Consider the following 12,570-nt stretch of genomic DNA (forward strand, 5'->3'; position numbering starts at 1 on the left):
CGCGTGGGCGACCCGGCACGCACGGTGCACGTTCCCTGGTGTCTCACCCGCCTCATTCGTCCCGGCGCCACAGGGCTAGCGATATGGCCGCCTCGCGTAGTCGGTCCGGGTCGGTACGCGTGGGGCAGATGAGGAAGGTGCGGCGCATTGAAGCAGCCTGTCAAGCCCGGCTCGGTGACCGGCACGGCGCGTTCAGCATGGGGCCAGTGCGACGGGCTGGAGCGAAGCAAGCAGGCTGGCCGCCAGCGATTTCGCCAGCGACCGGACGCGCGGTGCGCTCTCGACGTGCCAAAAACGGATCTTGGGAGTGAAATTGCCGCCGACTAGGGGCCCGATGACGCAAAAACCTGGGCTGGCCTCGAAGTCGTCGTTAACCAGAAGGCCACGGTTGGTGCGGTTCGGGCGGCACAGCCCGTTCTGCATCGCGCTGACCAGGAACGGCGAGGAACACGTGTCCAGCTCCTCGAAACCGCCACAATTCACCACCGCAGCGAAGGGGACGGGGTGGGTATGCTCGGCTCCCGCGGCTCGGTAGGTCATGGTGGCGAACGGCTGGCCGGACGCGCAGGCATCCACGCGCAGTACTTCGCCGGCGAGCAGGCTCAGCGTGCCGTCCGCGGCTAGCTCCTCGGATGCCTGGCGGCAATCGCGTCCCGCACGCCGCACCAACTTGGTGAAGTTCATGCCGTGCACGCAGAAGAACTCTTCCTGCTGCACGAGATCCATCTTGTGCAGCGCCTGCCCAAACAGGGCGGCAACGGCGTCGTACAAATCGGCCAGGTTCAACGAGCGTTCTTCGGCCGTCGCGAGATCGTCGCGGATCGCGGACATGAGATCCGCCGCGGCGATCGCTTCCGTACAGAGCAGCGTGCGCAGCCGCGGGAAGTCAAACTCCGGCGGCTGATTGCAGATCATGTAGGGCAGCACGCCGGAGCGCGAGATGACGGTGATGGACCGGACGCGTGCGCGGATGCGCGCGTCGTGACGCATTAGGTAGAGCGCTTCCAGCGAGGTGGCGTTGGAACCCACGACCAGTACGTTGCGCTTCTCCCACGACTCGACGCGGTCGAGCGAATCGCGCAGTCGCGCTACGTTGCTCTCCCCGCCGGGGGAGTAGAAATCGTTGATATAGGTGAATGCGGGTTCGGAATCGCTCGCAAGGATGGCTTTGGTCGGGGGGCTGCCAATGGCCACAACCACTTTGCCTGCAGCAATTGCCGTTGGACCGTTTCCAGACGGGCGGAGGCCGATTCGGTAGTGGCCGTCTGCGGAGTGGGCGCTCATGGCCTCAGCGCGGATGGTGACGATTTCGGCCAGGTCACGCTCGCCGAGCGCGGCGATGGCGGCAATCATCTGCTCCGACAGAAATACACCGAAGAGAAACCGCGGCAGGTAGAGCTCCCCCCACTGGTTGCCGTCCAATGCGTCGCGGTTGTCGCAGATCCAGCGGGCCGCGGCCGCACCGCCCTCTGCCTGGAAGAACGCCAGCCAGCGCTGCTTGTTCTGCTCCAGCCAGATCCGGTAGGCGGCCTTTTCCGGCTCGTCGGCGAAATCGTCGAGCTTCTGAATGGCCAGCGATCCGATGCTGGAGCGTTGGCCATAGGGGATTCCGCACCAGAACTGCTCGTCTCGCTCCACCACCGCGATGCGCAACTTGGGCGATGCCGAGGGGCTGCTCAGCAGGGCATCGGCCATTTCCAGCAGAGTCATAGAGCACGCGGCCCCGCTGCCGATGAACGCAACGTCGAAGGTGGGTGGAGTGATCATAGTCATCAAATAAGGGAAGGCTAACATAACCTCGAGGCGGTGGTTAGGCTTCCGCGGGCTTCTCCGGTTCGAGCACGACGCGGACAAACACCTTGCGGCCTGACGCATCGACGAACCAAGCGTTGCGGAAATCATCATGGGTCAACGCGCGCAGGCGATTCAGGAAATGCCCAAACGTTCCGCGTTCGTTCAGGTCTAGCCGCCGGAGTTGTTCGAAATCCTTTTTCAGGTTGAGGTTGCCCTCGGTGGCCGGCGATTTAGCCGTGTAGCTGCCGTCCCGGATGGCGTCGAAATGTTCCAGCACCAACTCACGCTCGATGTCCATCAGCCGGGCGTAGACACTTCCCGAGGAATCCCACGACTCGATCGCGCATTCCCGCTGGGCGATGATCGGACCATGGTCCAACTGATCGTCGATCTCGTGGATCGTCACGCCGACTTTTTGCCCGTCGATGATCGAGAAGACCTGGGGAAACCAGCCGCGGTTGTAGGGGTTGAAACCCGGATGAACATTCACACACCTGACCCCATCGATCAAAGCGGCGGGAAACCTCTGTTTACAGTGGAAGGAAAGGACGAGGTCATACCGCTCCACGATTTCCGCGACGCGCTCTGCGACATCACATCGCGGGACACCCGGCAGCTGGCCGATGGGGGACTGATAGACGTCCATATCGCCATGCCTGGCCTGCAGATCGACCGCCAGAGCATGGGCGTGGACGTTGTCGGTCAGGATCAATATCGTCACGACTCGCCCCCGCCAGCCTGCCCAGCGCCCATCAGCGGAGCCCCCAACACCAGCTCACCCTACTTCAGGGCCGACGCATACCGGACGGCCACGCTGGGGCCAGCGCAGGGACATCAGTCAGTGCGGTTCCAGGATCCGGGCTACCGCATCGTTCACGGACAGCCGTAGTTCGTCACCGGTCAGCTCGTCGATACCCGTCGCCGAGCGCAGCATGGGCGCAAAGAGCCGCCAACCGAATTGCAGCGCAAGGGCGTGCGCGACCGCCAGCCGCGCGCCCAAGTCGCTGTCGTAGCGAGGCCGTACCGCGTCGAGCAGCTCCGCAACATTGGGAAATCGCTGTTGCAGCTGGCCCACGGGATATCCGTCCAGCAGTGCCCGGGCTAAGACCCGCCCATGTCGGTCGAGAGCCCGTTCGATGATGTCAGCGGGCGCCTCGGAGTGCAACAGTCTGGTCAGCTTCGTGCCCAGGTGATCGAGCACGGCCCCAACCAGTTGGTCCTTGGTGCCGAAGTGACGAAACACCAGCCCGTGGTTGACCTTGGATCGAGCGGCGATGTCGCGAATCGACGTCGCGGCTGGCCCACGCTCGGCGAACAGGTCGGTGGCGGCCTGCAGGATTGCGGCCGCTACCTCTTCCCGCCCAGTGGGCATCTTGCGGCGGTCGGTTGCCGGACGCGTAGTCATCCGGCTACAGTAACCGATGTAGTCATCTGACTACACTAACCATTCATTGAGGACGCCAGCAATGACAGATCTGATTACCGTGAAGAAGCTGGGCAGCCGTATCGGCGCCCAAATCGACGGGGTGCGCCTCGGAGGCGATCTGGACCCCGCCGCAGTCAACGAGATTCGCGCGGCACTACTGGCCCACAAGGTGGTCTTCTTCCGCGGTCAGCACCAACTCGATGACGCCGAGCAGCTGGCGTTTGCCGGGTTACTGGGCACCCCGATCGGCCACCCGGCCGCGATCGCCCTCGCCGACGATGCACCGATCATCACGCCGATCAACTCCGAGTTCGGCAAGGCGAACCGCTGGCACACCGACGTCACGTTCGCCGCCAACTATCCGGCCGCCTCGGTACTGCGCGCGGTCTCCCTGCCCAGCTATGGCGGGTCGACGTTGTGGGCCAACACCGCCGCGGCCTACGCGGAGCTGCCCGAGCCGCTCAAGTGCCTCACCGAAAACCTGTGGGCGCTGCACACCAACCGCTATGACTACGTCACGACCAAACCGCTGACCGCGGCGCAGCGGGCCTTCCGTCAGGTGTTCGAGAAGCCGGACTTCCGCACCGAGCATCCCGTGGTGCGGGTACACCCGGAGACCGGTGAGCGCACGCTGCTAGCGGGCGACTTCGTGCGCAGCTTCGTCGGGTTGGACAGCCACGAATCAAGGGTGTTATTCGAAGTGCTGCAACGGCGAATCACCATGCCCGAAAACACCATCCGCTGGAACTGGGCGCCGGGCGACGTAGCCATCTGGGACAACCGGGCCACCCAACACCGGGCGATCGACGACTACGACGACCAGCACCGGCTGATGCACCGGGTCACCTTGATGGGCGACGTGCCCGTCGACGTGTACGGGCAGGCTAGCCGGGTGATCAGCGGGGCGCCGATGGAGATCGCTGGCTGATCAACCAGTAAGCGCAACGCAATTATGTAGCACCATGCGTGCTACCGTTGGGCTTGTGGAGGCAATCGGAATCCGAGAACTAAGACAGCACGCATCGCGATACCTCGCCCGGGTTGAAGCCGGCGAGGAACTTGGCGTTACCAACAAAGGAAGACTTGTGGCCCGACTCATCCCGGTGCAGGCCGCGGAGCGTTCTCGCGAAGCCCTGATTGAATCAGGTGTCCTGATTCCGGCTCGTCGTCCACAAAACCTTCTCGACGTCACCGCCGAACCGGCGCGCGGCCGCAAGCGCACCCTGTCCGATGTTCTCAACGAAATGCGCGACGAGCAGTGATCTATATGGACACCTCGGCCCTGACTAAGCTGCTCATCTCCGAGCCCGAGACGACCGAACTGCGGACATGGCTGACCGCGCAAAGCGGCCAGGGCGAGGACGCGGCGACAAGCACCCTTGGCCGGGTCGAGTTGATGAGAGTCGTTGCCCGATACGGACAACCAGGCCAAACTGAGCGTGCGCGTTACCTACTCGACGGGCTCGACATCCTCCCGCTCACCGAACCGGTGATCGGTCTAGCTGAAACGATCGGACCGGCCACCCTACGTTCTCTCGACGCGATTCACCTCGCGGCCGCAGCCCAGATCAAGCGGGAACTGACAGCCTTCGTCACCTACGACCACCGATTGTTGAGCGGATGCCGTGAGGTCGGCTTCGTCACCGCCTCACCCGGCGCAGTCCGGTGACCATATCCAACGACCGCACGCTTCCTGATGCCTCAGCCCGCGTTGCTGACCGGATCGATCGGCAACCACCGTAGCGCGCCCGGGGCGTCGGCAGGCACCACCGGGTGCGCCGGTTGGATCGGCGCCAGCCGACGATAGGGCTCACCCTGCGGTGGCCGCCGGTCGGTTTCGCCCTTGTTCGGCCACAGCGAGGCGGCCCGCTCGGCTTGAGCGGCGATGGACAGCGACGGGTTGACACCCAGGTTCGCCGAGATCGCCGCACCGTCAACCACGTACAGCGTCGGATAGCCATAGACCCGGTGATAGGGGTCGATGACGCCGTGCTCGGGGTCGTCGCCGATCACCGCGCCGCCGAGAAAGTGCGCGGTGAGCGGGATGTTGAACAGCTCACCCCAGGTGCCGCCGGCCACGCCGTCGATTTTGGCGGCGATGCGACGGGTGACCTGGTTGCCGATCGGGATCCATGTAGGGTTCGGCTCGCCGTGTCCCTGCTTGCTCGAGTACCAGCGGATACCCAGCTTCCCGCGCTTGGTGAACGTGGTGATCGAGTTGTCCAGGTGCTGCATGACCAGCGCGATCACGGTGCGCTCGCTCCATTGCCGGGGATTGAGCATCCGGATGGTGCCGCGCGGATCCTGACTGGCGGTCTGCAGCAACTGCCTCCAGCGCGGCACATCGGTGCCCTGCGGACCGGAGCCGTCGGTCATCAAGGTCTGCAGCAGCCCCATCGCGTTGGAGCCTTTGCCGTAGCGCACGGGTTCGATGTGGGTGTCGGCCGTCGGGTGAATCGACGACGTGATCGCCACGCCGTGGGTCAGGTCCAGGTCCGGATTGACCTTCAAGGTGGCGGCCCCGACGATCGATTCTGAGTTGGTGCGGGTAAGGACACCCAATCGCTTCGAGAGACCAGGGAGCCGACCCCTATCCCGCATCTTGAACAGCAGATGCTGGGTCCCCCAGGTGCCCGCGGCCAGCACCAGCTGCGTTGCGGTGAAGGTGCGCCGATCCCGGCGCAGCCAACTGCCGGTTCGCACTGTGCGGACCTCCCACAACCCGTCGGACCGCCGCTCAAACCCCTTCACCGTGGTCATCGGAATCACTTGCGCGCCAGCTGATTCCGCGAGGCCAAGGTAGTTTTTCACCAGGGTGTTCTTGGCACCGTGGCGACAGCCCGTCATACAGCAGCCGCATTCCAGGCAGCCGGTGCGCGCCGGCCCGGCACCGCCGAAGTAGGGATCGGGCACGGTCTTGCCGGGCGTCTTGGTGCCGTCGGGGCCGAAGAACACTCCAACCGGGGTCGGCACCCAGGTGTCGCCAAACCCCATCTCGTCGGCGACCTCCTTGACGATGCGGTCGGCGTCGGTGAAGGTCGGGTTTTGCACCACCCCGAGCATCCGCTGCGCCTGCTGGTAGTGCGGCATCAGCTCGCCACGCCAGTCGGTGATGTGTGACCACTGCTGGTCGGCGAAGAACGGCTCCGGCGGCACGTACAACGTGTTGGCGTAGTTGAGGGAGCCCCCGCCCACCCCGGCGCCGGCCAGGATCATCACGTTGCGCAGCGGGTGGATACGTTGAATGCCATAGCAGCCCAACCTCGGCGCCCAGAGAAACTTGCGCAGGTCCCACGACGTCTTGGCGAACTCCTCGTCGGAGAACCGGCGGCCGGCCTCCAGCACGCCGACCCGGTAGCCCTTTTCCGTCAGCCGCAGCGCGGTGACGCTGCCCCCGAAACCCGATCCAATAATCAGGACGTCGTAATCCGGCTTCATCGCTGCAGTATGACCCCCTTTACATCGGGCCAGTTAATCAGTCTCTCAGGTGGCGTCAGCCCCCAACGGTCAGGCCGACCTTCTGGAACTCCTTGAGGTCGCAATACCCGGCCTTGGCCATCGATCGGCGTAGCCCACCGACCAGATTCAGGCCGCCGAACGGGTCGTCCGACGGCCCGCCCAGCACCCGCGCCAGCGGCGGCCGCTCGCCGACCGCGATCTGCAGCAACGCCCCCCGCGGCAACGACGGGTGCGCCGCCGCGGCCGGCCAGAACCATCCCTCGCCGAGCGCCTCGGCCGATTCGGCTAACGGGGTACCCAGCACCACCGCGTCGGCGCCGCAGGCGATGGCCTTGGCCAACTCGCCGGAAGTGTGGATGTCGCCGTCGGCCAACACGTGCACGTAGCGGCCGCCCGTCTCGTCGAGGTAGTCGCGCCGCGCGGCGGCAGCGTCGGCGATCGCGGTCGCCATCGGCACGCTGATGCCCAGCACCTCGTCGGTCGTCGTCACCCCCTGGGTGGAGCCGTAGCCAACGATGACGCCGGCGGCGCCGGTGCGCATCAGATGCAGCGCGGTGCGGTGGTCGAGCACCCCGCCGGCGACGACCGGTATGTCGAGCTCGGAGATGAAGGTCTTCAGGTTGAGCGGCTCGCCGTCGCTGGCGACGCGCTCGGCGGAGACGATGGTCCCCTGGATGACCAGCAAGTCAATACCGGCCGCAACCAGTACCGGTGTCAGCCACTGGGCGTTTTGCGGGCTCACCCGCACCGCGGTGGTCACCCCGGCCTCGCGGATGCGAGCCACCGCGGCACCCAACAGGTCGGGATTTAGCGGTGCCGCGTGCAGCTCCTGCAGCAACCGGATCGCCGTCGACGGTTCGGGGTCGGCCGCTGCAGCTTCCAAGAGTTGGGCGATTTTTGCCTCGACATCGAGGTGGCGGCCGATCAGCCCCTCGCCGTTGAGCACGCCCAGCCCGCCCAGCCGGCCGAGCTCGATCGCGAACTCCGGGGACACCAGGGCATCGGTGGGGTGTGCCACCACCGGGATCTCGAACCGGTAGGCGTCCAGCTGCCAGGCCGTGGAGACGTCCTTCGACGAGCGGGTGCGCCGCGACGGCACGATGCTAATCTCGCTGAGTTCATAGGTGCGGCGGGCGGTGCGGCCCATGCCGATCTCGACCATCTAGATATCCAGGTCGCCGTTAGCGCGCGTAGTAGTTGGGCGCCTCGACGGTCATCGCGACGTCGTGGGGATGACTCTCCTTGAGGCCCGCGGGTGTGATCCGGACGAATTGCGCCTGCTGTAGCACCTCGATGGTGGGCGACCCGGTGTAGCCCATCGCGGCGCGCAGGCCACCGGTCAACTGGTGGATCACCGACGACAGCGGACCACGGAACGGCACCCGCCCCTCGATCCCTTCCGGCACCAGTTTGTCTTCCGACAGCGCGTCGTCGGCGAAGTAGCGATCCTTGGAATACGACGTCGCCCCCCCACGCCCTCGCATGGCACCCAGTGATCCCATGCCGCGATAACTCTTGTACTGCTTGCCGTTCACGAAGATCAGCTCACCGGGCGCCTCGGCTGTGCCGGCCAGCAGCGAGCCCAGCATGGCCGTCGACGCACCGGCGGCCAGCGCCTTGGCGATGTCGCCGGAGTACTGCAGTCCGCCGTCGGCGATCACCGGCACGCCAGCAGGACGACAAGCCGCTACAGCTTCCAAGATCGCCGTGATCTGCGGCGCGCCCACCCCGGCCACCACCCTCGTCGTGCAGATCGACCCCGGCCCCACGCCGACTTTCACCGCGTCGGCTCCGGCGTCGACCAGGGCCGCGGCCGCGGACCTGGTGGCGACGTTGCCGCCTACCACCTCAACCCGGTCGCCGACTTCGGACTTGAGTTTGCCCACCATGTCGAGCACCAACCGGTTGTGCGCGTGCGCGGTGTCCACGACCAGCACGTCGACCCCGGCGTCGACCAACATCATGGCGCGCACCCAGGCATCGCCGCCGACGCCGACGGCCGCCCCCACCAGCAGCCGGCCGTCGCTGTCCTTGGTGGCCAGCGGGTGTTGCTCGGTCTTGACGAAGTCCTTGACGGTGATCAGCCCGGTCAGCCGGCCGCGGCCGTCGACCACGGGCAGCTTCTCGATCTTGTTGCGGCGCAACAGGCCCAGCGCCGCGGACGCACTGACACCCTCTTGAGCGGTGATCAGCGGGGCTTTGGTCATCACCTCGGCGACCTGCTTGGACTGGTCGACCTCAAACCGCATGTCACGGTTGGTGATGATGCCCACCAGCGCACCGTCGTCGTCGACCACCGGCAACCCGGAGATCCGGAACCGGGCGCACAGCGCATCGACCTGGGCCAAGGTGTTGTCCGGCCGGCAGGTGACGGGATCGGTGACCATGCCGGCCTCGGATCGCTTCACCATCTCGACCTGGCCGGCTTGCTCGGCAACGGGCAGGTTGCGGTGCAACACCCCCATGCCACCCGCCCGTGCCATCGCGATGGCCATACGCGACTCGGTGACGGTGTCCATCGCCGAGCTGACCAGTGGCACCTTGAGCCTGATCTTCTTGGTGAGCTGGCTGGAGGTATCCGCGGTGGCGGGCACCACGTCGGAAGCCGCCGGCAACAACAAGACGTCGTCGAATGTCAGCCCCAGCATCGCCACCTTGTGCGGGTCGTCGCCGCCGGTGGGCACCGGGTCAGTAGTCAGGCCGCCCATGCGAACGTACGGGCTGACCACCAGGTCGGAGCTGTCTTCCAGGCCGGACATGCCACGGGACATCGGTGGGGCCCTCCATACGCATGTTTTCAGTGAGAAGCCCATCCTATCGGCTCGTAACCGCCCGGTGACGATGCGCGCCGCAGCGCTGGCCGAGAAGAACCGGACAATCACACCGCGACGAGGCTGCGCCAGCGTGTGGTCAGCCCGACACGAAGCGAGAACTCAATTTCTGGCGTTATCACCGCGTGCTTGCGTAGTGTAGAGGGGTGCGCGACCACCTGCCGCCGGGTTTGCCGCCCGATCCGTTTGCCGACGACCCCTGTGACCCGTCGGCCGCACTGGAGGCAGTCGAGCCTGGCCAGCCCCTCGATCAACAAGAGCGGATGGCCGTCGAGGCCGACTTGGCCGATCTGGCCGTATACGAAGCTCTGTTGGCGCACAAGGGAATTCGTGGACTTGTAGTGTGCTGCGACGAGTGCCAGCAAGACCACTATCACGACTGGGACATGCTGCGTTCCAATCTGTTGCAACTGCTTATCGACGGCACCGTCCGCCCGCACGAGCCGGCCTACGATCCCGAACCGGACTCCTACGTCACCTGGGATTACTGCCGGGGATATGCCGATGCTTCGCTCAACGAGGCAGCACCAGACGCGGACAGGTTCCGCCGCCGCTGATCGCGCTCGCTAGTGCGTCGGACTCACCGGCGTTTCCGGTGCTGGCTGCCCCGCCGGATTCGTCGCCTCGTCGGCGGGTTCCAACGAGGGGTCAATTGAGCCCGGCTCGGGTTTTGATGACGGCGTGCTGGGGCTGGCTGCCACCGTGGACGTGGAGTTCGGCATGGGGCTCTCCGAGACGCCTGACGACATCGACGGTTCAGCTGCCGATGCAGGCGTCGGGGGGGTCGGCGGCTCGACGACTGGAGCCAGCGGAGTCCACGAGTTTCCCACCGAACCCGGAGCCGCAGGGTTGGACGGCGAGCCGGGCCGCAGCGTGGCGTTCGGGTCGCGCGTCTCCACCTTGGTATTCAGCAGGTTCACCTCGTTGATCAGGTCCTGCCGGCGGCTACCGTCAGTCACGGCCTGCACGGTGCTGCTGACCTCAGCCAGCTCATCCTGCGCCTCGGCCCATTGGCCTTGGGCAATCATTTGCTCGACCTTCGCCAGATTGGCCTTGGCCGACAGCACGATCTGATCGTCGCTGACCCGCGATCGGTTGAACATCATCGCGTGCAGGCCGTACAACAGGTCCCCGGGGCGAGCATCGGCCACCACGGCGCCGAACCCGCTCAGCACCAACAGCGCCGCGGCCACCGACCCGACGGCCGCCAGGCTGCGACGAGCCCGTCGCCGTTGCGCTACCCCGGCGCGCAACGCGGCGACGGCCTCGTCCTGTGAAACCAGGGCACTGGCCGGCGGCCACCTCAAGTCGTCGCGCCACTGTCCGAGCAGGGCGGCCAACGCGTCATCGCGAGGATCCGCGAAGTCAACCTCCTCCCGTTCGGCGAGTGCGTCGAGCAGCAGATCGGTGCGGGCCAGCTCATCCAATGGCGGCCGATCGCCAAGGGGATTACCAAATTCACGCATAGTCACCTGCCGCAACAATCTCGTCCTTCAGCCGCTGAAGTGCACGGTGCTGGGCCACCCGGACCGCCCCCGTGGTGCTGCCGACGGCGGCGGCGGTCTCTTCCGCGGACAGGCCGACGACAACACGCAGAATGAGGATCTCGCGTTGCTTGGCCGGCAAGATCTCAAGCAATTCGTTCATCCGGGTGACCGAATCGGCCTCGATGGCCATCTGCTCCGGGCCGGCGTCGGCTGACCAGCGCTCAGGAAGCGTTTCGGCGGGATAGGCCCGGTCACGGCCGGCTGCCCGATGGGCGTCGGCAACCTTGTGCGCCGCGATGCCGTACAGAAACGCCAGGAATGGCCGGCCGCGGTCCCGATAGCGCGGCAGCGCCGTTATGGTGGCCAAGCACACCTCCTGTGCCACGTCATCTGCTGACAGGCCGCTCCGTTCGACCGTGCCGACTCGCGCTCGGCAATATCGCACGACGATCGGGCGGATGGTCTCCAGCACCTCCCGAAGCGCGTTCCGGTCTCCTGCCACGGCCTCCGCAACCACAGCGTCGAGACGTTCCCCTTGCATTGTCATCGACGGCGATATCTCCAACGTTACGAAGCGGACACATCCCGGGCTAACTCCCGGATCGACCATAACGGCCCAACCGCGTTTTAAGCGGTACGCCAGCATCCACCGGCGCGCCGCACCTGGCCTGCGCAAATATTGCGTATTTTGGTGAGTTCGCGCAGCTGTTGTGCTGAAAACGTGACGGTGCCGATATCGATCAGCAAGCATGCCAGCGCCCACCGCAGCGGCAAGAGCCCAAACCGGGCGGTGGCATCGAGAGCCGCTTCACCGACGGCGCGTGCTCGCGCGACGGCGCCAGCACTGCACAGCGCGGCGGCCAACACCACGTCGCTTTTGACGCGGTGGCGCGCCGACGCGACGGCCATGGCCTGCGTCAGCTCGACCGCTTCCTCGGCATGGCGGACAGCAGTTGCGCCGTCGCCGGTGGCCATCGCCAACTCGGCGGCGACCCACCGCCGACGCACCGCCAGGCGGTCCGCCACGAGCGGGGACACCACCAACGGATCCGCGCGATCTAACAATGCCCCCGCGGCGGCGAAGCGGCCGACGCCAAGCGCATCGGCCGCCAGCCCGATCAGTGCATCGGCACCAGCTTCCCGATCGGCGCCGGCCAACGCCAAGGCACGACCATCCCAGCCGCGCGCCAGCGTGTGCCAACCAAGCTGCCGCAACAACGATCCCTGCGTACTATGCGCCAGCGATGCCAACGGGCCCGCCGGCACCAGGCGTCGCAGCACCGACAGGTCGCCATAGGCGTGGGCGTAACGACCCTGCCCACCAGCGGCCACGGCGCGCAACCACAGTTGGTGTGGCGTGATCGCCGTCGGTAGCGGCCAGCGGCCCGGCTGGTTTCCGAAGGCGGCAGCGACCAACACTTGCTCAACCACCGGAGCGTGAGGAGTTTCATTCACCGTGATAGCCGTGCCTTCATCAGTAAAAAGTTGGTGGTTTCTTCGTTAACGGCATATTACTCACAGCTTTCTTTGCGCTAATTTAGGCGTACTCACAGCATGCGCTGACCTGGGCAAA

Annotated in this window: 13 protein-coding genes; 4 read left to right on the plus strand and 9 right to left on the minus strand. The window is 65.8% G+C overall.

Annotation, left to right across the window (positions count from 1 at the left end; genetic code table 11):
• Window positions 1–192: 192 nt before the first annotated feature.
• From MCAN_RS18020 to MCAN_RS18030, 3 genes are all read right to left on the minus strand, one after another.
• Window positions 193–1,794 carry an FAD/NAD(P)-binding protein gene (locus tag MCAN_RS18020; protein WP_003417969.1) on the minus strand — a complete coding sequence of 534 codons (1,602 nt, stop codon included), beginning with the start codon at window positions 1,792–1,794 and terminating at the stop codon, window positions 193–195.
• Between the two features lie 16 nt (window positions 1,795–1,810).
• Window positions 1,811–2,515 carry a dTDP-4-amino-4,6-dideoxyglucose formyltransferase gene (locus tag MCAN_RS18025; protein WP_003417980.1) on the minus strand — a complete coding sequence of 235 codons (705 nt, stop codon included), beginning with the start codon at window positions 2,513–2,515 and terminating at the stop codon, window positions 1,811–1,813.
• A 117-nt stretch (window positions 2,516–2,632) separates the two neighbouring features.
• A complete protein-coding gene (locus MCAN_RS18030) occupies window positions 2,633–3,199 on the minus strand; it encodes a TetR/AcrR family transcriptional regulator (protein ID WP_003417984.1) in 567 nt (188 codons plus the stop codon).
• Window positions 3,200–3,260: 61 nt separating this feature from the next.
• On the opposite strand from MCAN_RS18030, the gene MCAN_RS18035 reads away from it, so the two are divergent.
• From MCAN_RS18035 to MCAN_RS18045, 3 genes are read left to right on the plus strand one after another with little or no spacing between them, the layout of a single operon-like run.
• Entirely contained in the window at window positions 3,261–4,148 is an 888-nt protein-coding gene (locus tag MCAN_RS18035) for an alpha-ketoglutarate-dependent sulfate ester dioxygenase (RefSeq protein WP_003900050.1), read from the plus strand.
• 55 nt (window positions 4,149–4,203) lie between these two features.
• Entirely contained in the window at window positions 4,204–4,482 is a 279-nt protein-coding gene (locus MCAN_RS18040) for a type II toxin-antitoxin system Phd/YefM family antitoxin (RefSeq protein WP_003912220.1), read from the plus strand.
• Window positions 4,479–4,889 (plus strand): type II toxin-antitoxin system VapC family toxin, encoded by a 411-nt coding sequence (locus tag MCAN_RS18045; RefSeq protein ID WP_003417998.1) that lies wholly within the window; start codon window positions 4,479–4,481, stop codon window positions 4,887–4,889. Before MCAN_RS18040 ends, MCAN_RS18045 begins: the two co-directional genes overlap by 4 nt.
• A 32-nt stretch (window positions 4,890–4,921) precedes the next feature.
• Here MCAN_RS18045 and choD read toward each other — a convergent pair whose 3' ends face one another.
• From choD to guaB, 3 genes are read right to left on the minus strand one after another with little or no spacing between them, the layout of a single operon-like run.
• On the minus strand, window positions 4,922–6,658 hold the full coding sequence (gene choD, locus MCAN_RS18050; RefSeq protein ID WP_003418002.1) for a cholesterol oxidase: 1,737 nt from the start codon (window positions 6,656–6,658) through the stop codon (window positions 4,922–4,924).
• Window positions 6,659–6,713: 55 nt separating this feature from the next.
• Window positions 6,714–7,841 carry a GuaB3 family IMP dehydrogenase-related protein gene (locus MCAN_RS18055; RefSeq protein WP_003418005.1) on the minus strand — a complete coding sequence of 376 codons (1,128 nt, stop codon included), beginning with the start codon at window positions 7,839–7,841 and terminating at the stop codon, window positions 6,714–6,716.
• A 19-nt stretch (window positions 7,842–7,860) separates the two neighbouring features.
• Window positions 7,861–9,450 carry an IMP dehydrogenase gene (guaB, locus tag MCAN_RS18060; RefSeq protein ID WP_003900682.1) on the minus strand — a complete coding sequence of 530 codons (1,590 nt, stop codon included), beginning with the start codon at window positions 9,448–9,450 and terminating at the stop codon, window positions 7,861–7,863.
• Window positions 9,451–9,656: 206 nt separating this feature from the next.
• Between guaB and MCAN_RS18065 the strand changes: the two genes are divergently transcribed.
• Window positions 9,657–10,067: a DUF5319 domain-containing protein gene (locus tag MCAN_RS18065; RefSeq protein ID WP_003418008.1), complete on the plus strand. Its 411-nt coding sequence runs from the start codon at window positions 9,657–9,659 to the stop codon at window positions 10,065–10,067.
• Window positions 10,068–10,076: 9 nt separating this feature from the next.
• Here the strand turns inward: MCAN_RS18065 and rsdA are convergent, their stop codons facing one another.
• The 3 genes from rsdA to MCAN_RS18080 all read right to left on the minus strand — a co-directional run bounded on the left by rsdA (window position 10,077) and on the right by MCAN_RS18080 (window position 12,452).
• Entirely contained in the window at window positions 10,077–10,976 is a 900-nt protein-coding gene (rsdA, locus tag MCAN_RS18070; RefSeq protein WP_014001731.1) for an anti-sigma D factor RsdA, read from the minus strand.
• Window positions 10,969–11,544: an ECF RNA polymerase sigma factor SigD gene (gene sigD / locus MCAN_RS18075; RefSeq protein ID WP_003917787.1), complete on the minus strand. Its 576-nt coding sequence runs from the start codon at window positions 11,542–11,544 to the stop codon at window positions 10,969–10,971. Before sigD ends, rsdA begins: the two co-directional genes overlap by 8 nt.
• A gap of 80 nt (window positions 11,545–11,624) precedes the next feature.
• Window positions 11,625–12,452 (minus strand): hypothetical protein, encoded by an 828-nt coding sequence (locus MCAN_RS18080; RefSeq protein ID WP_014001732.1) that lies wholly within the window; start codon window positions 12,450–12,452, stop codon window positions 11,625–11,627.
• Between the last annotated feature and the right edge of the window lie 118 nt (window positions 12,453–12,570).

The organism is Mycobacterium canetti CIPT 140010059 (genome assembly GCF_000253375.1).
Classification (GTDB): Bacteria; Actinomycetota; Actinomycetes; order Mycobacteriales; family Mycobacteriaceae; genus Mycobacterium; species Mycobacterium tuberculosis.

Coding starts and splice junctions, on each gene's coding strand:
- MCAN_RS18020 (WP_003417969.1), bottom strand. CDS start 1,794: ATGTTAGCCTTCCCTTATTTGATGACTATGATCACTCCACCCACCTTC.
- MCAN_RS18030 (WP_003417984.1), bottom strand. CDS start 3,199: ATGACTACGCGTCCGGCAACCGACCGCCGCAAGATGCCCACTGGGCGG.
- MCAN_RS18035 (WP_003900050.1), top strand. CDS start 3,261: ATGACAGATCTGATTACCGTGAAGAAGCTGGGCAGCCGTATCGGCGCC.
- choD (WP_003418002.1), bottom strand. CDS start 6,658: ATGAAGCCGGATTACGACGTCCTGATTATTGGATCGGGTTTCGGGGGC.
- MCAN_RS18055 (WP_003418005.1), bottom strand. CDS start 7,841: ATGGTCGAGATCGGCATGGGCCGCACCGCCCGCCGCACCTATGAACTC.
- guaB (WP_003900682.1), bottom strand. CDS start 9,450: ATGTCCCGTGGCATGTCCGGCCTGGAAGACAGCTCCGACCTGGTGGTC.
- rsdA (WP_014001731.1), bottom strand. CDS start 10,976: ATGCGTGAATTTGGTAATCCCCTTGGCGATCGGCCGCCATTGGATGAG.
- sigD (WP_003917787.1), bottom strand. CDS start 11,544: ATGACAATGCAAGGGGAACGTCTCGACGCTGTGGTTGCGGAGGCCGTG.